The organism is Janthinobacterium glycogeni, assembly GCF_051380725.1.
GTDB lineage: Bacteria > Pseudomonadota > Gammaproteobacteria > Burkholderiales > Burkholderiaceae_D > Janthinobacterium.
On sequence record NZ_JBNYXP010000010.1, the window covers coordinates 81,673 to 102,668 of the forward strand.

At 65.8% G+C, this 20,996-nt stretch carries 14 protein-coding genes; 2 read left to right on the top strand and 12 right to left on the bottom strand.

The annotated features are described in order from the left end of the window. Window positions 1-11 precede the first annotated feature (11 nt). Window positions 12-2,435, bottom strand: a complete 2,424-nt coding sequence (locus ACQ4W4_RS21595) for a DNA internalization-related competence protein ComEC/Rec2 (protein ID WP_436543713.1) — start codon at window positions 2,433-2,435, stop codon at window positions 12-14. Between the two features lie 195 nt (window positions 2,436-2,630). On the opposite strand from ACQ4W4_RS21595, the gene ACQ4W4_RS21600 reads away from it, so the two are divergent. Both ACQ4W4_RS21600 and ACQ4W4_RS21605 read left to right on the top strand, forming a co-directional pair. Beyond that, window positions 2,631-3,614 carry a class I SAM-dependent methyltransferase gene (locus ACQ4W4_RS21600; protein ID WP_436543714.1) on the top strand — a complete coding sequence of 328 codons (984 nt, stop codon included), beginning with the start codon at window positions 2,631-2,633 and terminating at the stop codon, window positions 3,612-3,614. Continuing rightward, window positions 3,550-5,535 carry a helicase-related protein gene (locus ACQ4W4_RS21605; protein WP_436543715.1) on the top strand — a complete coding sequence of 662 codons (1,986 nt, stop codon included), beginning with the start codon at window positions 3,550-3,552 and terminating at the stop codon, window positions 5,533-5,535. Before ACQ4W4_RS21600 ends, ACQ4W4_RS21605 begins: the two co-directional genes overlap by 65 nt. Before the next feature lie 3 nt (window positions 5,536-5,538). Here ACQ4W4_RS21605 and ACQ4W4_RS21610 read toward each other — a convergent pair whose 3' ends face one another. The 11 genes from ACQ4W4_RS21610 to ACQ4W4_RS21660 all read right to left on the bottom strand — a co-directional run bounded on the left by ACQ4W4_RS21610 (window position 5,539) and on the right by ACQ4W4_RS21660 (window position 20,962). Then, the gene (locus ACQ4W4_RS21610) at window positions 5,539-6,012 is read right to left on the bottom strand and encodes a T6SS effector amidase Tae4 family protein (RefSeq protein WP_436543716.1); all 474 of its coding nucleotides are present in this window, start codon (window positions 6,010-6,012) and stop codon (window positions 5,539-5,541) included. A gap of 215 nt (window positions 6,013-6,227) precedes the next feature. Then, complete coding sequence (locus tag ACQ4W4_RS21615; protein WP_436543717.1) at window positions 6,228-7,469, bottom strand: PQQ-dependent sugar dehydrogenase; 1,242 nt, start codon at window positions 7,467-7,469, stop codon at window positions 6,228-6,230. Then, window positions 7,466-8,275, bottom strand: a complete 810-nt coding sequence (locus ACQ4W4_RS21620; RefSeq protein ID WP_436543718.1) for a TatD family hydrolase — start codon at window positions 8,273-8,275, stop codon at window positions 7,466-7,468. Before ACQ4W4_RS21620 ends, ACQ4W4_RS21615 begins: the two co-directional genes overlap by 4 nt. A gap of 9 nt (window positions 8,276-8,284) precedes the next feature. After that, a complete protein-coding gene (gene lolD, locus ACQ4W4_RS21625) occupies window positions 8,285-9,010 on the bottom strand; it encodes a lipoprotein-releasing ABC transporter ATP-binding protein LolD (protein WP_035819561.1) in 726 nt (241 codons plus the stop codon). 16 nt (window positions 9,011-9,026) lie between these two features. Next, on the bottom strand, window positions 9,027-10,292 hold the full coding sequence (locus ACQ4W4_RS21630) for a lipoprotein-releasing ABC transporter permease subunit (protein WP_046682975.1): 1,266 nt from the start codon (window positions 10,290-10,292) through the stop codon (window positions 9,027-9,029). Between the two features lie 130 nt (window positions 10,293-10,422). Next, window positions 10,423-11,700 carry a lipoprotein-releasing ABC transporter permease subunit gene (locus ACQ4W4_RS21635; RefSeq protein WP_436543719.1) on the bottom strand — a complete coding sequence of 426 codons (1,278 nt, stop codon included), beginning with the start codon at window positions 11,698-11,700 and terminating at the stop codon, window positions 10,423-10,425. 94 nt (window positions 11,701-11,794) lie between these two features. After that, window positions 11,795-13,105 carry a TolC family protein gene (locus ACQ4W4_RS21640; RefSeq protein ID WP_436543720.1) on the bottom strand — a complete coding sequence of 437 codons (1,311 nt, stop codon included), beginning with the start codon at window positions 13,103-13,105 and terminating at the stop codon, window positions 11,795-11,797. Further along, entirely contained in the window at window positions 13,105-14,427 is a 1,323-nt protein-coding gene (locus ACQ4W4_RS21645; RefSeq protein ID WP_436543721.1) for an HlyD family type I secretion periplasmic adaptor subunit, read from the bottom strand. Before ACQ4W4_RS21645 ends, ACQ4W4_RS21640 begins: the two co-directional genes overlap by 1 nt. Then, window positions 14,424-16,577 (bottom strand): type I secretion system permease/ATPase, encoded by a 2,154-nt coding sequence (locus ACQ4W4_RS21650; protein WP_436543722.1) that lies wholly within the window; start codon window positions 16,575-16,577, stop codon window positions 14,424-14,426. Before ACQ4W4_RS21650 ends, ACQ4W4_RS21645 begins: the two co-directional genes overlap by 4 nt. 89 nt (window positions 16,578-16,666) lie before the next feature. Next, a complete protein-coding gene (locus tag ACQ4W4_RS21655) occupies window positions 16,667-17,338 on the bottom strand; it encodes a PEP-CTERM sorting domain-containing protein (RefSeq protein WP_436543723.1) in 672 nt (223 codons plus the stop codon). Window positions 17,339-17,452: 114 nt separating this feature from the next. Beyond that, on the bottom strand, window positions 17,453-20,962 hold the full coding sequence (locus ACQ4W4_RS21660) for an SdrD B-like domain-containing protein (protein WP_436543724.1): 3,510 nt from the start codon (window positions 20,960-20,962) through the stop codon (window positions 17,453-17,455). Window positions 20,963-20,996: the final 34 nt, after the last annotated feature.

The window sequence follows — 20,996 nt, forward strand, 5'->3', positions numbered from 1 at the left end:
GGCGCACTGCTTTATCGCCCATGCCAGTACCGCGGCCGGCTGGCCCGGTACAGCGTCACATCGATACCGTCGCCAAATTCCAGCACCACCGCCCCCGTCACATCCGTGCGCAGCCGTGCGATGCCCATCTCGCCATAGCGCGCATACACCTGCGGCTTCGGATGTTTATAGCGGTTGCGGTGTCCGACCTGGAAAATTGCCAGGGCCGGATGGACGGCGCTCAAGAATGCTGGTGTGGAAGACGTGCCGCTGCCGTGGTGCGGTGCCAGCAGGACGTCGGCCGCCAGCTCGCCATCTGCCGAGCGCGCCAGCAACTGCGCTTCCTGCGCCGCCTCGATGTCGCCAGCCAGCAAGATGGCGTGCTTGCCGGCCGTGATTTTCACGGTGCAGCTGCGGGCGTTCGGCGTCAAGCTGATGTCCGTGTGGCTCGCGGGCAAGGGGTGCAGCATGGCGAAGTGCACGCCTTCCCAGGTCCAGCTTTGACCGGCCACGCAATGCAGATACGGACGCCGGGCTTGCCGCCGGGACTCGACAGCGGGATGGCCATCAAACAGCGACGAGGCCAGCCATCCCACTTGCACGTTCTCCAGCAGGGAAATGGCGCCGCCCGCGTGATCGAGGTCGCTGTGCGAGATGATCACGCCGTCGAGCGCGCCGATGCCCCGTGCGCGCAGGTAGGGCACGATGACCCGGCTGGCACCGTCGGCATCGAGGCTGTAGGCGGGTCCCGTGTCGTACAGCAGGCGGTGGCCGTGGGTTTCCACCAGCACGGCCATGCCTTGTCCCACATCAAAGGCCGTGACCCACATCTGGCCCGGCGGCGGGCTGGAAGGCAAGGCCGTCAGCAGGGGCAGCCAGCCCAGCATGCCAGCCCAGCGGTGCGGCCATCCGCGTGGCGCCAGCAGCCAGGCCGTGCCAAACAATGCCCAGCAAAAACTCCACCATGGCGGCGCCGGCGCCGTCCAGACGGCGAAGCGACGCGCGCCCAGCCAGTCCAGCACCTGCGCCAGCATCTGCACGATGGCGTGCGCCAGCAGCAACAAGCCATCGGACAGCGGCGCCGGCAGCAGGCTGCCCGCCAGCGACAAGGGCGTGACGACCAGGCTGATGACGGGGATGGCCAGCGCATTGGCGACAGGGCTGACCAGCGAGACTTGCGAAAACAGCAGCATCGTCAGCGGCACCAGCCCCACCGTCACTACGTATTGCGTATGCGCACCGAGCGCCACGGCCGCGCGCAGGCGGCGCCAGCGGCTCGCGTTCTCCGGCAAAGGCGCCGTGGTGCGGCCTGCCGTCGCGTACAGCATGGTGGCAACGGCGCCGAACGACAGCCAGAAACCGGGCCACAGCACGGCCCAGGGATCAAGCAGCACGACTACGCCCAGCGCCAGGCACAGAATATGGACGATGCTGGTGATGCGCCCCAGCCACAAGGCCAGCGCCACGACCAGCAACATATACAAGGTGCGCTGCGCAGGCACGCCGAAGCCGGCCAGCAGCACATACACCCATGCCGCCAGCGCACCGGCCAGCGCCGCCACCTTTTGCGCCGGCAGCAGCAAGGGCAGTTGCCAGTCCGTGAAAAACGAGCGCCGCCACAGCGCACCCGCACCCAGCGCAAACAGGCCCGCGATCATGGTGATGTGCAGGCCGGAAATCGAAATCAAATGACTCACGCCCGTGCGGTTGAACACCTGCCAGTCCGACTGGGGAATGGCGCGCTGGTCGCCCACCACCAACGCCACGATCACGCCCGCATACTGTTTTCCGTCAAGGCTGCGCAGGATGCGCGCACGCAAAGCCGCGCGGCTCGCCTCCACCACGTTGCCGAAAGCGGGCACGAAGCCGGCCAGACGCATGTTCGGCGTATCGGCGCGCGGCTGCGGCCGCACATAGCCCGTGGCGCGCACGCCCTGTTCCAGCAGCCACGCTTCGTAATCGAAGCCCATGGGATTCGCATTGCCGTGCGGACGCTGCAGCCGCACCGTCAGGCGCCAGCGCTCGCCCGGCTGCACGTCGCCCACTTCGTTCGTCACTTCATCGCGAAAACCCGCGTACCAGGACAGCGCGATCATGGGCGGCACTTTCGCGCCAACAGCTTTTTCCACGGCAAAATTGAAGCGCACGCCCTGTTCGAAGCGGTACGGCAGGCTGGCGATGGTCCCCGTCACGACAATATCCTGCCCCTCGTCGCCCAGCGCCAGTTGCGGGGCCAGCGCGGCCTGGGCCAGCCAGGCGGCCCAGTAAAAGCCCAGTCCCACGCCGGCGGCGAGCGCAAACGCGCAGCGCCAGCGCGCGTGGCGGCGCAACAGCCACGCCATCAGCAGCGCCGCGCCAGCGAGCCCCCACAGCGCCAAGCGAACATGGGACGGCAAGCTTGCCTGCGTCTGCAACCAGGCGGCGCCAGCGGCAAAGCCGAGTATCAGGGTGCGCATGAGAAAGCAAAATCCGCTCGCTGCGAAAGGGGCTTAGTTACTGTGATCGTTTTCGTCTCGTTGCTACCTGATCTGGCGCAAGAGTGAAGTGGATAAGAATGCTCAGACACGCCATCCGTCGCCGCCGTAGCCGACACTTTCCGCATGCTAAGATGGCTGTCCGGTGCCCAGGCGCCACGACCTTGCGGACCTTGCATGACCCCACTGACAGCGGCAGAAAGCTATTTGCAAGACTTCCATCAAAGGCAAGTGGGCGTCACCAGCGCCGCGTTTGCCCACCTGCCGGCCCGCACCTCCTCCGGCACGTACGCCTCCTCCTATGCTGTGCTGACCAGTCTGGTACCGGCCTTGGACACGCCTTTGAGCGTGCTCGACTTGGCCTGCGGCGACGGTCATCTGCTGGGCTTGCTGGCAGCCAGGCGGCAGCCCCGGCTGCAATTGCTCGGCGTCGACATGAGCGAGGCCGAACTGGCCGCCGCGCGCGCCGTCCTCCCCGCCTCCGTGCGGCTGCTGCTGGGACGCGGCCAGGCGCTGGACCTGCCATCGGCCAGCATCGACTGCCTCGTCTCGCACATGGCGCTGATGCTGATGGACGATATCGAACAGGTTGTGTACGAAATGCGCCGCGTGCTGCGTCCCGGTGGCCAATTCGCGGCCATCGTCGGCCGGATTTTTTTGCTGGGCGAAGTGAACGACGTTTTCCTGCGCGTGTTCAAGCCGATTGCCAGCACCGAACTGCCGCCGCTGCGCTTCGGCGACCGGCGCGCGGGATCGGAAGCGGGCTGGCGCGAACTGCTCGACGGCGCGTTCACGCATGTCGCGTTTGACGATATCGACGTGCCCTGGACGCCCACGCCGGGCGAACTGTGGGCCGCCCTGCTCGACACATATGACATCGACCCGCCTGGACGACGAGGCCAGGCAGCGCCTGCAAATCGCCTTCCTCGATGCGATAAACGGCTTGCTGCGCGAAGACGGCACGATCGCCACCGGCTGGGGCCTGCGCCTGGTGCGCGCACGGGCCGCCTGAACCTGCCAGTGCCATGGCTGCCGCCGCCACCCGTCCCCATCAACGGTATAATCGGCCTCGCTTACTTCAACACCCAGGCACGACATGACTTCCTCCGCACTTCCTCCCGACACTTCCACCGACCTTTCCGACAGCACCGAAGACAATAACGACGCCACCCTGGTCGCGGAACTGGGGGAACTGGCCGAGCATATCCGCCTGGTCAAGATGGAAGGCCGCGTCTTCGTGCGCTTTACCGGCGTGGTCAAGGCCGGCCACCTGGTGGTGCCGTATGCGCTGGTGCCAAGTCAGGGCGTGCTGGCGCGGCCGGCCAAGTGGCGCAAGATGGACCGCGAGACTAAACTGGCCCTGGTGCGCGAACGGGCCAGCGCGGCCGTCTTCGAGGACCTGCGCCAGCACGTGGTCGATTTCGTCGCCGATATCGCGGGCCTGAGCGAGGATGTGGACACGGACCCGATGGTCTTCCTGCACACCCTGGCCGACATGCAGACGTCGGAGCCGGCCGGCATGGTGTTCGACCGCATCCGCCAGCGTTTCAACCACGCCATCGAGCGCCAGCAGGAGGAGCAGCACGCGGCGCGCACGCGCCAGAGCATCAACCTGGCCGAATATCCCGCCTCGTTCGAGATGGCGCGCCGCCTGCCGCGCCGCTTCATCGCCCTGCTGGGGCCCACGAATTCCGGCAAGACGCACCGCGCCATGGAAGCGCTGGTCAAGGCGAAGAGCGGCATCTACCTGGCGCCATTGCGCTTGCTGGCCCTGGAAAACTACGAGCGCCTGCAGGAGGCCGCGCCGCACGGCAAGCCGCTGGCCGTGAGCCTGATCACGGGCGAGGAGCGCAGGGTCGTCGACGGCGCCACGCACGTGGCCAGCACGGTGGAAATGCTGGACACGAAAACCGTCGTGGAAGTGGCCGTCATCGATGAAATCCAGATGCTGGCCGACCCGGACCGGGGCGCCGCGTGGACGGCGGCCGTCTGCGGCGCGCCCGCCCACACCGTCTACCTGGTGGGAGCGCCCGAAGCGCGGCGCGCCATCGAGGCCCTGGCCGAGCGCCTGGACTGCCCGCTGGAGGTGCATGTCTTGAAACGCATGGCGCCCCTGTCGATGGAGCCGACGGCCGTGCGTAAAGTGCGCAACCTGCGCCGCGGCGACGCCGTCATCGCGTTTTCGCGCCGTGAAGTACTGATGTGGCGCGACATGATCACGGAAACGGGGCTGTCTGTGGCCACCGTGTACGGCAACCTGTCGCCCGAGGTACGGCGCGCGCAGGCGCAGCGCTTCCGCGACGGCACGGCCGATATCGTCGTCGGCACGGATGCGCTGGCGATGGGCCTGAACATGCCGATCGCGCGCATCGTCATGACCACCTGCGTCAAATACAATGGCCGCGAAGAGGAAGAGATTTCGGCCGCGCTGGCGCGCCAGATCGCCGGGCGCGCGGGCCGCTACGGCGTGCATGAAGAGGGACTCGTGGCCGGCTACGACAATGAGACGCATGAAGTGATGCGCGCCCTGCTGAAGGAAAAACTGCACCCGCTGAACACCAGCGGCTTTGCCGTGGCGCCCTCGCTCGAACACTTGCACCGCATTTCGTCGGTGACGGGCGAGCTGTCGCTGTCAAAACTGCTGCGCCGCTTCATCCACAATATCGACGTGCCGGACGGCTTTTTCTTCCCCCGCATCACGGAAGACCAGAAGGAGCGCGCCGTCTGGCTCGACACATTACCCCTGTCCGTGGCCGACAAGTTCACCCTGTCGCTGGTGCCGATCTCGAGCAAGGTGCCGTCCTTGCAAACGGCGTGGGAGCACTGGGCGAAGAATCTGTCGCAGGGAAAAGTAAGCACCTTGCGTCAGCACGCGTACGGCGGCGGCACGCAGAATCTGCAGCAGGTGGAAGACACTTGCCGCTACTACTCGGCGTATGCGTGGCTCAGTTACCGCCTGCCCGAATTCTTCCCCGATATCGCGGTCGCGCAAAACCTGTCGCGCGATGCCTCGGAACGGGTCGACTCCATCCTGCGCGCACACAATGCGGCCTCGCGCGGACGATCGAAGAAGTTCAAATAAGCGTCAGCTGACGGGCCAGAACCAGACCTCGCCGCAATCCCAGTAGCATTCGGTGCCGCAGACCTTCAAGCCGATGGAGGGCAGCAGGATGTCGATATGCCCGCCCGCGCCGCCCAGGTAGCCGGGAATGCGGAAGAAGGCGACGACGCCCTGGCGCTGGCCGATGCCTTCCATGGCGTCATCCCTGGCAAATTTTTCGGGCGCGCCCAACATCGAGGGGCTGGCCAGCATGTGCGACAGCCTGGCCTGCCCCGGTTCGATCAGCGCGCCCTTGAACGGCCCCTTGCGAATCGCCATGCGCCCCTTGAGCTGGACTCCGGCCTTGATCAGGGCCAGGCTGACGCGGATGGCGCAGGTGTTGGCAAAGCTGTCCTTGCCGATCAAGTCTTCCCAGCCGATTTCGCGGAACAGGGCCGCCTGGTCGACGGCGGCCACGCTCGAGTAATTTTCACGCAGCTTGATGAATGCAGGTTTCACGTCAGCCTCCCGTCGTCCCTGGTCGACAGGGACCATCAAGCCGATTGTAGGAGCATCATGCAGCCGCGCACTGAGCGAGGTCAAGCGCAGGTAGGGTAGATCGGATCAGCGCGTCCGAAGGGCGCGCGTCATCCGACGACATTGTTGGCGCTACGGGTGTTGTCGGGTTACGGCCTTCGGCCTGACCCCACCTACACGTGCGAGGTCGGTGAACGTTACGGCTTGCCCGGCGCCGCATAATGCAGCTTGAGCACCAGCCCATTGTGGTCGTCAGCCATGTAGATGTCGCCATCCTGCCCCAGCTTCACGTCGACGGGTGCGCCCCTGCCCTGCTTGCCCTTGCGCTCCCAGTTGCCGATCAATTCGACGGACTTGCCCAGCGGCGCACCGGCCTTGTCGGGCAGCAGGGCCACCAGACGGTGGCCGTTGCTGCGGTAGCCGTGGTAGCCGATGATCAGGCTATTCTTGTACAGCTCCGGGAAGCGGCTGGCCGTGTAAAACGTCATGCCCAGCGGAGCGGCATGTCCGGGCAGCAGGCGCTGCGGCGCCGTGTATTGGGCGGAGCAAGCCGTCTTCGGATATTCGGGACTGGCGACATTGTCGTCGTAGCAGTACGGCCAGCCGTAGTGCCGGTCGGCCTTGATCAGATTGAGTTCTTCATGCGGCAGGTTTTCATCGCTTTTCAGTTGCGGCATGGCGGCCTGGATGGCGTCGCGCGCGTTTTCCGCCTGCCACAACTCGCCCGTGGCAGGATGGAAGGCCAACGCCATCGAATTGCGCAAGCCGCGTGCATGCGTGCGCCAGCCCGTCACCGTGCCCGCCGGCCAGGCCATCGTGTATTCGCGGATGGCGCCCAGCGCTTCCGGACCTTCCGCCGAGGCACAAGCCTTGGCCGGATCGGGCGCCTTGCCGTCGTTCTCGCAATGGTCGGTGCTCGAGCCCACGTTCACGTACAGATCGCCCTTGGGGCTGAAACGCATGTTCGTCAGCAGGTGCAGACCGAGGCCCGGCAGGCGCGGCGTCTTGGCCGTGCCGCCGATCACGTCGGTGGTGGCGCGGGCCGGGTCGCGCAGATCGAAACGGAAAATGCGCCCCACCTCGCCCACGTAGACCAAGCCGTCCGGTCCCTGCACGATGCCGTTCGGACGATCGAGCTTGTCGAGCAGGAGCTTGCGTTCGTAGCCGGCGCCGGCCGCCTTGCGCCGCAACAGCCATAATTTGCCCAGCTTCGGCGCCCATCCCGCCATATCCGTGACGAGGATGTCGCCATTCGTCAGCGGCAGCACGCCACGAGGGAATTTCAGGCCGTCCGCCAGCACGGCCACGCAAAAGCCGGACGGCGTGGTGACGTCGAGGCGCGGCATGCCGTCGCACTGGGCGCCGGCCGCCGCGAAGGCTGGCACAAACGTGCCGGTAAGGCAGGCTGCCAGGGCGCCCGCGAGCATTTTCTTGTTCATGAGGGTGTTTCCATCAAGGGTAATCGGGGCAGCACGGCACGCGCATTGGCGCTGGTGGCAGCGGCCACTTGCGCGATATCGAGGCCGCGCAATTGGGCCAGCACGGCGCCGATGCGCGGCAATTCTTCGGGGCTGTTGCGGCCCGGGTGGATCCAGCTGGGCGAAATATCGGGCGCGTCCGTCTCCAGCACGATGGCCTCCACGGGCAGTTCAGCAGCCATGCGGCGTATCTGCAGCGCGCGCGTAAACGTCATGGCGCCGCCGAAACCGAGCTTGAACCCGAGGGATATATAGCCCTGCGCCTGCTGGAAGCTGCCATTGAACGCGTGCGCGATGCCGCCGTTCGGGCGGATCTGGCGCGCGTGCTTGAGGACGATGTCCTGCGAGCGGCGCACGTGGGTCAGCACGGGCAGATCGAAGTCGCGGGCGATTTTCAGCTGCTCGCGCAAAAAATGCTCCTGCTTGGCGCGCATGGCCGGTTCGCACAGCATGGGAATGAAGAAATCGAGGCCGATCTCGCCGATGGCGACAAAGCACGGATCGGCCATGGCTGCCTGCACGGCCTCGCGCAGCGCGAACAAGTCGTCCTCGGTGGCGTGCGGCACGTAGATCGGGTGGATGCCCAGCGCATAGCAGGCGTTGGGCGCCGCTGCCGCCAGGTCGCGCACGATGGCGAAATTGGCCCGTTCGACGGCGGGGATGACGATCATCGCCACGCCTTGAGCGCTGGCGCGCGCCGCCACCTGCAGCGATTCGCCGCCGAATTCGTGCGCATCCAGGTGGCAATGCGTGTCGATCCACTGCATGGCGGCTCCTTAGTATTGGTAGGGCTGCAATCCTTCGTCCGTCAGGCGCAGCACGCGGTCGCAGCGCTTGGCCAGTTCGATATCGTGCGTAACGATGACGAAGGCCGTGCCCAGGGTGCGCGACAATTCCAGCATCAGGTCGAAAATCTGTTCCGCCGTGGCGTGATCGAGGTTGCCCGTCGGCTCATCGGCCAGCACGCAGGCCGGCTGCGTGACGAGGGCACGGGCCAGGGCCACGCGCTGACGCTCGCCGCCCGACAATTCACCCGGCGTGTGCGTGACGCGCTTGGCCAGGTTGACGCGCGTGAGGATCTGCTGCGCCAGCTCGGTGGCGGGCGCGCGCTTCATGCGCCGTATCATCAGCGGCATGGCGACATTGTCCAGCGCCGAGAACTCGGGCAGCAGGTGATGGAACTGGTAGACGAAACCCAGCGAGGCGTTGCGCAAGTCGCCGCGCGCCTTTTCGCTGAGGGTGGCGAAGTCCTTGCCCAGCAGGGTCACCTTGCCGCTGGTGGGCGTATCGAGGCCGCCCAGCAGGTGCAGCAGGGTCGATTTGCCCGAGCCGGAGGCGCCGACGATGGCGACCCGCTCGCCGCGATGGACGTCGATGTCAATGCCGGCCAGCACCTGCACCTTGTAGCTGCCCTGCGTAAAAGTCTTGCCCAGGCCACGGCAGCTAAGGACGGCGGAATCGGCGGAAGCGCCGTTGGAGGCAGGTTTGTTCAGATCGGTCATGGTAGTCGTCAGTGGTTTATTCATAGCGCAGGGCTTCCGCAGGTTTGACGCGGGCAGCCCACCAGCTTGGGTACAGGGTCGCCAAAAAGGCGAGGATCACGGCCAGCACGCCGATCTTGGTGACGTCGGGCCAGCGCAGGTCGGACGGCACGGTGCTGATGAAATAGATGTCCTTGGAGAGGAACTGCACGCCCAGCAGGTGCTCGATGAAGGGTACGATGACGTCGATGTTCATCGCCACCAGCACGCCGCCGCCCACGCCCAGGATGGTGCCCAGGATGCCCACCAGCGCGCCCTGGATCATGAATATCTTCATGATGGAACGGGGCGATGCGCCCAGGGTGCGCAAAATGGCGATATCGGCCTGCTTGTCCGTCACCGTCATCACCAGGGTCGAGACGAGGTTGAAGGCCGCCACCGCGATGATCAGGGTCAGGATGATGAACATCATGCGCTTTTCCGTCTGCACGGCGGCAAACCAGTTGGCGTTCAGCTTGGACCAGTCGCGCAGCCACAGGTCGCCCGGCATGGTTTTTTTCAGTTCCGCCGCCACTTGCGGCGCCTGGTTCATGTCGGCCAGGCGCAAACGCAGGCCCGAGGGGCCGTCGAGGCGCAGCAAGCGCTGGCCGTCTTCGATATTGATGAAAGCCAGGCCGGCATCGAATTCATTATGCCCCGCCTGGAAGATGCCGCTGACGGTGAAGCTGCGCATGCGCGGCAGCACGCCGGCCGGCGTGACCTGGCCCTGCGCCAGCATCAGGGTGACTTTTTCACCGAGGTTGACGCGCAGGGCGCGCGCCAGCTCGATGCCCAGCACGATATTGAAGGTGCCCGGCTGCAGGGCCTTGAAGCTGCCCATGCGCGTCTGACCGGCCACGTCGGAGACGTTCGGCTCTTCCTCCGGCAGCACGCCGCGCACGATGGCGGGGCGCAGCGCGTCGTCGCGCAGCAGCATACCCTGCGTTTCCACGAACGGCGCGGCGCCCTTCACGGCCGGGTTTTTAAAGGCTTGCGCGGCTTCCGCGCGCCAGTCCGGCATGCTGCCGCTGTTATCGAACACTTCCACGTGGGCCAGCACGGACAGCATGCGGTCCGTCACTTCCTTCTGGAAGCCGTTCATCACGGACAGAACGACGATCAGCGCCGCCACGCCCAGGCCGATGCCGGCCATGGAAATGAGCGAGATGAAGGAGATAAAACTGTTGCGGCCACTGCGCTTGCCGGCCCGCGTGTAGCGCAGGCCGACCAGCCATTCGAAGGGAAGATTTTTTAACATGCTCATTGATTCATTATTTCTCAGGGGTCAGACCCGCCGGGTCTGACCCCAGCAGTTTGTTGATCAGCCAATTGCTCATGCAGCAGCAAAAGGCTGGGGTCAGACCCGACGGGTCTGACCCCGGTATACAAGCCAACTATTCATACCGCAGCGCCTCGGCCGGCTTGACGCGCGCAGCGCGCCAGCTCGGGTAGATGGTCGCCACCAGCGCCAGGCCGAAGGCGATCAGGCCGATCTGCGCCACGTCCAGCCAGTGCACGTCCGACGGCACGGCGCTGATCTGATAGATTTCCTTCGAAATGAAGTGCAGGCCGAAGATGCCTTCGATGAAGGGCACGATGACGCCTACGTTCAGCGCCAGCACGACGCCGCCGATCACGCCCAAGGCACTCCCAAGCAGGCCCACCAGCGCGCCCTGGATCATGAATATCTTCATGATCGAGAACGGCGAGGCGCCCAGGGTGCGCAAAATGGCGATGTCGGCCTGCTTGTCGGTGACCGACATCACCAGGGTCGAGACCAGGTTGAACGCGGCCACGGCGATGATCATGCTGAGGATGATGAACATCATGTTCTTCTGGCTTTGCACCAGCGCATACCAGCTGGCGCTGGCGCGCGACCAGTCGCGCATCCACAGCTGGCCCGGCATCGAGGCTTTCAGTTCGCGCGCCACCTGGGGCGCCTTGTTCATGTCGTGCAGGCGCAGACGCAGGCCGGACGGGCCGTCGAGCTGCAGCAGCTGCTCCGCGTCCTGCATGTTCACAAACGCCAGGCTGCCGTCGAGTTCATTGTGGCCCGCCTCGAAGATGCCGGCCACCTTGAGCGCGCGCATGCGCGGCATGACGATGCCGTTGGCCGGATCGCCCGCCCTCGGCTCGCGCTCGAGCATCAGGGTGACGTTCTGCCCCACTTGCACGCCCAGCGCCTTGGCCAGGTCGATGCCCAGCACGATGTTGTACGAGCCGGGCGTGAGATCCTTGAAACTGCCCTGTTTCATCTGGGCGGCCACGCTGGAGACGGTGGCTTCCTGCTGCGGCAGCACGCCGCGCACGATGGACGGGCGCATGGTTTCGTCATTGAGCAGCATGCCCTGGGTTTCCACAAACGGCGAGACGGCCTTCACTTGCGGGTTGGCGTAGGCGGCGCGCTCCTGCGCCTGCCAGTTCGGCATGGAGCCGCTGGTGTCGAAGACCTCGACGTGGGCCAGCACCGACATCAGGCGGTCGGTGACTTCCTTCTGGAAGCCGTTCATGACGGAGAGGACGACGATCAGGGCGGCCACGCCCAGGCCGATGCCGGCCACGGAAATGAGGGAAATGAAGGAAATGAAGCTGTTGCGGCCACTGCGTTTCCCGGCGCGCGTATAGCGCACGCCGACCTGCCACTCGAAAGGAAATTGTTTGATGATGCTCATGCGCTCCCGCGACAACGATGATATGCGAGCGCGCAGTGTGCCACACAATGGGCATTTCATGCATCATCTCTGCGTGAAACAGCGCACCCGGGCGCTATTTTGCCTCCTGCGCCAGGCCGAAAACCCGCAACAGCTGGCCCGCCAGCGCATATTGCCGCATCTGCGCCAGGGTCAAACGGTGCAGCTGGTCGATCCGGCGCTGCTGTATCGTGAAGTAGCTGTCGCGCGTCTGGATGACCTGCTGCAGGTTGCGCCGGCCCGCCTCGTACTGGATGGTCCCGCCGCGCACTACGAAGGCCATCTTCTTTTCCTGCTCGTCGAGCAGGGCCAGGGTGCGCTGCGCATTGGCGATGCGCGGCAGCATGCTGGCCAGGTCGGCGCGCGTGCCCTGCTCGGCGCGCGCCACATCCGCCTCGGCCGACTGGGCGCGGCTGATGCTCTCGTCGCGCTGCGCCAGGCTGCCCCCGCCGAGCGGAATTTCCCAGGAGACGCCCACCGACCAGCCCCGCTGCTGGATGGTCGACGGCGGCGGAGTGGTCTTGTTGTTGAGCAGATGGCTGACATTCAGATCGATTTTGGGCGCCAGGGTGGCCGCCACGCCGCGCACGCGCAGCTGCGCCGCGGCAGCCCGCTCGCGCGCGGCGCGCAACTGCGCCTGCTGCGTGTCGGCATTCTCCAGGGCCTGCGCCGGCAGCGGCGCAAAGGCGAAATCGGCGAACTGCGCCACCGGCTCGAAGGCCAGCGCCTCGAGCTTGATGCGCGCCGCCTGCCGGTCCGTCAGCAAGCCGTCGTGCACCAGTTCCGCGTCCAGCTGCGAACTTTGCGCCAGTTCGCGGTCTACTTCCGACGATTTGCCCAGTTCCGCCTGGCGCGTCACCTGCCGCACCAGCTGCGTCACGTCGCGCAAACGCTCCTGCGACTGCTGCAGGCTGCGTTCCAGGCGCTGCATGTAGAAATACGCTTCGGCCAGCTTTTCCGCGCTTTCCGCGCGCGCCCGCTCCACGTCGAAGGCGGCGCCCGCCATGTCGCGTTCGGCCGCATCGAGTTCGGCGCGGTCGGCGCCGCCGTTATAGACGTTCCAGCGCACGCTCGCTTCCACCTGGTGCGTGCGCCGTTCCACGTCCAGCGCGCCATCGAGGTCCTTGCTGCGGCCCCGCGTCGCCTGCAGCGCCGCGGTTGGAAACAGGCGCGAACGGGCCTGCCTGTAGCGCGCTTCGGTGGTGGCCAGTGCCGCCTGCGCCGCGATCACCTGCGGATCGCGCGGCACGGCGCGCGCCAGCAGGGCGGGCAAGCCGCGCGCGGACTGCGTCTGAAACGTGGCCGGCGGCGCCGGTTGGGCAGGTTGGGCAGGTTGGGCCACCGCGTTCGCGCAGGCGAACGCCATGCAAAGCAAGAAGGTACGCATCACCGCTCCTGCAGGGAAGACTGCAAGCCGCGCAGCACGGGCTTGAACACATATTGCAGCACCGAGCGGCGCCCCGTCAGGATGCCCACGTCGACGGGCATGCCGGGCGTCACCGGCAGCGCCTTGCCGTGCGCCGTCAGCTGGCTGCGATCCGTGCTCAGCTGCACCTCGAAATACGGTTCGTTGCGTTCGTCGGGAATCGCGTCCGCCCCCACGCGCACCACCTGCGCTTGCATGCGGCCATAGGTGGTGGCATCGTACGCCAGCACGTTGGCCGACGCGCTCTGCCCCACGTGAATGAAACCGATGTCCGACGGTTTCACGCGCACGGAAATGAGCATTTCCGAATCGGCGGGCACGATTTCCAGGATAGGCTTGCCCGGCTGCGCCACGCCGCCCACGGTTGCCACCAGCACGCGGTTGACGATGCCGTCAACGGGCGCCGTCACGTCGCGCCGGCTCACCTGGTCCTGCTGGCCTTTCACGGTGCTGGCCAGAGCGCCGGCCTTGGTTTCATACTCGCTGCGCTGCGCGCCCCACTGGCCGCGCATGCGCGCTTCCACTTCGCCCGCCTGCGCCTGCGCCTCGGCCAGGGTGGCCATCAGGCGCGGCACGGAGGCGCGCAGGCTGTCGAGTTCCGTGCGCTGCTGCTGCACGCGCTGCTGCGCATTCAGGTAGTCGCCGCGCGAACCGGCGCCCTCCTTGAACAGGCGCTCCTCGATCGACAGGCTTTCCAAGGCGATTTTCAGACCTGTATCGAGTTGGGCGATGCGGCTGTGCGCCTCGGCCAGCTCGCCGCGGCGGCGCGTCACGCCTTCGCGCGCGGCCGCCGTGGCCGACGCGAATTCGCGCTGGCCGTCGCGCCACAACTGCGTTTCCTTGGCGATCAGCTCGGGCGCTTCTTTCTGCCACTCGGGCGCAAACCGGGGCGTGCCGCCAGACAGCAGCGCATCGAGGCGCGCCCTGCCCGCCAGCGCCGCCAGTCGGTTCTGCACGCTGGCGCCCAGGTTGGCTTCGTACTGGGCCGTGTCCAGGCGCAGCAGCAAGTCGCCGCGGCGCACGCGCTGGCCCGGCTGCACCAGCATTTCGCGCACGATGCCCCCTTCCAGGCTTTGCACTTCCTGCAGGTGCGATGGCGGCGTGATGGCGCCACGGCCATGCACGGACACGTCGAGCTGGGCGAAGGCGGCCCAGGCCAGCACCAGCACCAGCAGCACGGCGATCAGGGCCAGCATGCGGATGACGATGCGCTGCGGCTCCCTTTCCGGGTCCGGGTGGGCCGCCGGCAGAGGGCGGGCCTTCGGGGCATTCAGGGCGCTCATGCCGCCACTCCCTGTTGCACCGCAGGCTTGGCCGCCTGGCTGTTCAAGACGCGCATGACGTCATCGCGCGGGCCATCGGCCACGATGCGCCCCTTGTCGAAGACGATCAGGCGATCCACCAGCGCCAGCATGGCCATGCGGTGGGTGACCAGCACGATGGTCGTCTCTTTTAATGTACGCAGGCGGGCGATCAAACGCTGCTCGGTAGCCGGATCGAACATGCTGCTCGGTTCATCGAGCAGCAGCATCGGCGGTTTCACCAGCAAGGCGCGCGCCATGGCCACGGCTTGCCGCTGCCCGCCGGACAGGCGTTCGCCCCGCTCGCCCACTTCCGTCGCCACGCCATTGGGCAGCTGGGTGATGATGTCATCCAGGCAGGCCAAGCGGATGGCGTCGAGCAGGCTGGCGTCGTCCGGCTGGCTGCGTCCCAGTTCGATGTTTTCGCGCAGGGTGCCATGGAACAGGGTCACGTCCTGCGGCACGTAGCCGATCTGGCGGCGCAGGCTCAAGGGCTCCAGCTGGGTGCTGGACAGGTCGTCGAACAGCACGCTGCCGCTTTGCGGGCCATATTGATTCAGCAGCAGGCGCAGCAGGGTGCTCTTGCCGGAACCGAGCTTGCCGATCACGCCGACACGTTCGCCGGGGCGGATGTGCAGGTTGAGCTTATCGAGCAGCGGCGGCGAATTCGGGTAGGCAAAGCCCACGTCGCGAAACTCGATGCGCCCGGACAGCGGCGGCGCCTGCAGGCTGGCCGCGTCATCGTCGGTGGGCGCTTCCATGATTTTATTGAGGGCGTGATACGACAATTTGGTCTGCTCCCAGCGCATGATCAGGCCCGCGATCTGGCTCACGGGCGCCAGGGCGCGCCCCGTCAGCATGCTCACGGCGATGATCTGGCCCAGGGTCAGCAGGTGTTCGCCCATCAGCAAGGCGCCCGTGGCCACGACGGCCACGCCGGACAGGGCCAGCACGGCCGTGTTGATGTAGTTGACCCGGCTGACGATTTCGCGCGTCTCGACGCTGTTGGCGGCGATGGCCACCGTCAGGCTTTCCCATTTGCGCCGGCTCCATGCTTCGGCGCCCAGCGCCTTGATGGTGTCGAGGCCATTCATGGTTTCAAACAGGTGCGCCGTGCGCTGCGCGCTTTCCTGCATCGAGGCGGCCACGTGGCGCGCCAGGGCCGCGCGCGAGGCGAAGGCGACCAGCAGCAGGATCGGGATGACTGCCAGGGGCACGAGCACGAGCCAGCCCCCGACCAGGGCGATCACCAGCAGGAACAGCAGCAGGAACGGCAAGTCGCCCAGGGTCGTCAGGGTCGTCGAGGCGAAGAATTCGCGCACGGACTCGAAATCGCGCACGGTATTGGCCAAGGTCCCGCCGGAAGCGGGCCGGCTGGCCGCGCGCAGGCGCAGGCACTGGGCGAAGATGTTCGACGACAGCGCCACGTCCATGCGGCGCGATGCCGTTTCCACCAATTCGCCGCGCAGCAGGCGCAGGGCCAGCTCGAAACCCGTCAGCGTCACGACGGCGATCGTCAGCACCCACAGGCTGGCCGTGGCATTGTTCGGGATCACGCGGTCGTACACGGCCATCGCATAGAACGGCACCAGCGCGCCGATGACGTTGAGCACCAGGGTGCCCAGCAAGGCCCAGCGGAAGACCCAGCGGTTACGGTTGAAGACATCCCAGAACCAGCGTCCCGCCACCGGCATGCTGTAGAGCAAGCTGCGCTGGTCGAAAAACATCACGGGCCGCACGGCCACCCAACGTCCATCGGGCACTTCCAGCGCCAGCGCGGCGGCGTCAAACCAGGCACTGCCTTCAATGCCGGGCACGTGGCATTCATATTTGCCATCGGCAATGCTGAGCACCACCAGCGCCTGCCCTTCCCCGTTGAGCAGCAAGGCCGGCATTTCCGTGGGACGGCGCGGCTTGTCTATTGGCAACGCGGTGCCGGCCAGGCCGGCCTGCGCCAGCGCCTGTTCGAGAAAGTCAGCCGCGGCCGGTGCAGCCTGGGCCGCCACGCTGGCGCGCAGGCGCTCGGCCTGCACGGCCACGCCGAAAAAGCGCGCCAGGAAGACGATGGCCTCGGCGATGGCATGGGTGGACATGCCGGCGGAAGCGGTGGAAGTGTCGGGGGGTGGGGTCATGATGAATTCACAATAAAACGCTGCGGCGCGCCGGTCGGGCGCGCCGCAGCGGGAACGCTATCGCTTGCGCGATGAGCGATGAGCGATGATTAATTCAGCGCGGAAGCGCCCTTGCGGCGGCGCGCCATGAAGCCCAGCAAGCCCAGGCCCGCGACCAGCATGGCCCAGGTCTGCGCTTCCGGCACCGGCGACACGCTGAGCAGGGTTTGCGAGGCCGGGTTGACGCTCGTCAAGCTCGTGTAGTTGTACAGGTTCTGGATGGCGCCATTGCCCGTGGCCACGCCCAGCATGGTGTTGGCCTGGCTGACGACGGCATTGCTGAGGTTTTTGAAGCGCAGCTCGCCCGTCAACAGGTTCGTATTGTCGTTATTCAATTCCCACAGGGCCAGCTGGAAGGCGGCTGCGCTGTTGGCGCTGGTCGATACAGCCGCGATGGACGAAGCGTAATACCCTTCATACAGGCGCTTGACGGCATCGCTGGCGGCGAAGGCGCCGCTGCTGTAGCTGTTCGAACTGTTGCTCAGTGCGACATGGGGATCGAGGCAAAACGCCAGGAACGTGTTGCTGTCGTACTTGACTTCCCACAAGGTCGGCGAGATGGCGTTGCCCGAGCCGAAGGCGCCGCCGGCAGCCGTAAACAGGCTGACGCTATGCGAATCGACGACTTGCAGATTGGAGGCGGCCAGGGCGCTGCCGCTGGCAAGGGCAAACGTGGCTGCGGCGATGGCGCCGCGAACGAGCAGGTGCATGGATTGTTTCATCGTGGTTTCCCTATTTATATTGTCAAATGTAAAAAAGCATGAAAAGCACCGGCGCCCCGTGACGGGCGCGCCGGTGCGGCATTGCCGGGCAGGCTCATGGGCCGGCAAGGGACGTCAGGCAGCCATTTCCTGGGGCTGGGTCGTTGCGTGGACCATGGCGCGGCGCAGGACGTCGGCCATGTCGCACTGGGCCTGGGCTTCGGCGGCAGGGGCTGCGGCGGCCGGCGCGGCGGCAACGGTCGTCACCGTGCCATCCTGGCCCAGCACCACGTCGAGCGTGCTGTCGTCGCGCAGCAGGTCGGCCATGCTGGGCAAATGCACGCCGGCGGCGGCCGCATCCTTGGCGTCGACGTTGAAATACACGTCCGTCATGTCGACCGACTTGCCGTCGGCCAGGGTGGCGCTGCTGCGCTCCAGGTGCAGGTTGCTGTTGGCGTCGAGGAAAGGCAGTTCCGTGTAGCTGACCGTCAGGCTGGCCACGCCGGCGTCGTGCAGCGACATCAGCTCGCCATCGTCCGTCACGCCATTGCTGTTGGCGTCGCGCCAGATGCGCAGCTCGGCGAACTTGTCGTCATGCGCATCGACCACGCCGTCGTGGTTGGAGTCATAGCTGGACAGCTTGGCGAAGCCCGTGCCCTTCTCATTACCACCGAACAACTCGGAGATGTTGTCGATCTTGCCATTGCCATTGCTGTCAATGGCCAGCAAGCCGTCCTGGGCCGAGACCCAGCCCGTCTGGATGGCGCTGCCCGTGCCCAGCAGGTCGAAGCTGCCGTGGAAGTCGGCGCGGGCGATCGTGTGCACGCCGTCGCCGTTGAGGTCGATGACGATGGGCGTGATGGCCGCATCCCAGCTCATGTCGTTCTGGCCCGACGCCAGTTTCAATATGTCCGTGTAGACCACGTTGGACGTCGTGCCATTGCTGTTGACGTCCGAATCGATGTTGTCGTTCGTGCCCACGTTCTTTGCGCCCCAGCGCCACGTATCCATGGCGTAGCCGGCGTGATACACGCCCGACTTGTCGAACTTGAGCGAATAGCTGCCCGGATCGAGGTTGCTGAACAGATAGTTGCCGTTGGCATTCGTGTAGGTCGTGGCCAGCAGCACGCCGCTGCCCGAGTACAGCTGCACCTTGATGTTGGCGATGCCCGCCTCGTTGTAGTCTTGCACGCCGTCATGGTCGGCGTCGCGCCACACCTTGTCGCCCAGGCTGGCCTTGCGGTAGATGCCCGCGTCCCAGCTCATGTCGTTCTGGCCGGCGGCCAGGTTGATCAGGGACGAGCGCCCTGTGCTCACATCGACGTCGGAATCGGCCGTATCGCTGCCGACATTCGCCTTGGTGTAATAAAAGCCCGATGGACGGATGACTTCCACCTTGTAGCTGCCGGCCGCCAGTGCGCTGAACAGGTAATTGCCGCCGGCATTCGTCGTCGTCGTGGCGATGACCTGGTTGTACGCATTGAGCAGGTTGACCTTCACGCCCGCCACGCCCAGTTCGCCCGCATCCTGCACGCCGTTGTAGTTACTGTCTTCCCACACGCGGTCGCCGATGGAGGCCGTGTTGAGCTTGACCAGGCCCGCATCCCAGTCCAGCTGCACGTCGCCCGATTTCAGGGTGACCCATGTGGTGGTCAGGCCGGTGGCCGGATTGACGTCCGAATCGGTGGCATAGCCGCCGATATCGGCCTTGGTGAAGCCGTAGCCGGCCGGCGGCACGAAGCCCAGGTAGTAATTGCCGGGCACCAGGTTGCTGAACAGATAATTACCGCTGGCATCCGTGGTGGCGCTGGCCACGACGGCGCCTTGCGCGTTGTACAGGTTGACTTTCACGCCGCACACGCCCGCCTCGCCCGCATCCTGCGTGCCGTTGCCATTGGCATCGAACCAGACGCGGTCGCCGATGGACGCCGTCTTGTACAGGCCGGCATCGAGATCCTTGTAGTTCTGGCCGGCAGCGACCGTCACCTGGCCGCTGTTGCCCTGCGCATTGATGTCGCTGTCGAGCGCGTCGTTGCCGCCCGCATCCTTGACGGTGGTCAAATAGCCGGCGGGCGCCACGACGGCGATGGAATAGGTGCCAGGATCGACGCTGAAATTGTAATAGCCGGTAGCGTCCGTCACGGTCGAGCCGATCACGCTGCCAGCCGCGTTCTTCAGCTGCACGGTGACGCCGCCGATGCCCGCTTCGCCCGCATCCTGGATGCCGTTGGCGTTGCTGTCATGCCAGACCCGGTCGCCCAGGGTGGCCGGCAAGGCCACGATGCCCGCATCCACGCTGTGGTTGCTGTCGCCCGAAGCCAGCAGCACTTGCGCCGTGCGGCCGTCGGCATTCGCGTCCGAATCGCGCTGCTCGTCACCGCCCTGGTCCTGGCCCGTGAAGGTATAGCCGGCTGGCAAGGTGGTTTTATCGAACTGCACGCTGTAGGCGCCCGGTTTCAGATTCGTGAACAGGTAGTTGCCGTTCGCATCCGTCACCAAAGGGCTGCCGACGGCGTTACCCGACGCATCGAGCAAAGTCACTTTCACGCCAGCAGCACCCGCTTCGCCCGCGTCCTGCACGCCATTCTTGTTGGTATCGAACCAGACCCGGTCGCCCAGCTCGGCCGTGCGGTACAGGCCCGCATCGAGGGTCAGATTGGTCTCGCCCGGCGCCAGGGTCACGGGCGCCATGGTGCCGGCCGCATCGATATTGCTGTCCTTGCCCGCGTCGCCGCCCTGGTTCGCTGCCGTCGGCACATAGCCGGCGGGCGCCACCACGGTCACGGAATACGTGCCCGGGTTGACGTCGAAGTGGTAGCCGCCGCTGGCGTCCGTCGTGGTGGAGGCCACCACATTGCCGGCCGTATCCTTCAATTGCACGACCACATTGGCGATGCCCGCCTCGCCCGCGTCCTGCACGCCGTTGGCATTCTTGTCTTCCCAGACGAAGTCGCCCAGGTGGGCCATCGGCACCTTGAAGGTCAGGTAATGGGGCGCCAGGCTCAGGTCTTGCGCATTGCAGCCGGCCGTGCCGCCGTCATCGCGCACCTTGAAACCGAGGTCGAAGTCGCCGGCGACCGTCTGGCTCGGCACGAAGACCAGGTGGCCCGCGCGGATGTCATCGATGGAAATCTCCGTGCCCACGGCGACGGCCACGCCATTCAACAGGACCTGGCCCGCCGTGGTGGTATTGGTGATGACGATGGACTTGAAGCCGTCGTGCTCGACGTCGTCGTGGAAGCCGAAATCGCCTTCGCTGAGCACCACGTTGTTGCCGTTGAGTAAAGTGAACGTCTTGTCGGCCGCGTCGGGCGCGTCGTTGACGGGGTCGATGATGACTTGCAGGCTCAGCTGGACGATATCGCCATTGCCCTTGTCGATCGTCACTTCGATGGTCGAGAAGCTGCCGTTGTAGTTGGCGGCCCAGTCGCCCGGACGCACGTACACGGTGTCCGCATCGAGCATGCCGAACAACGGCGTGTTGACGGTCGACTCCGTATCATCGGGCAAGAGCACGGTGAAATTCTTGATGTTCAGTTCACCTTGCACCGAGTAGCCGGCCTGGATCAGCAGGTCGCGGATATCGAAATTCTTGTTGATGTCTTCGCAGACGTGGACCGTGGTCGACAGGGTGTAAGTAGTCATGCTGCCTCCTGACGGCATGCCACGGCGGCGGCAG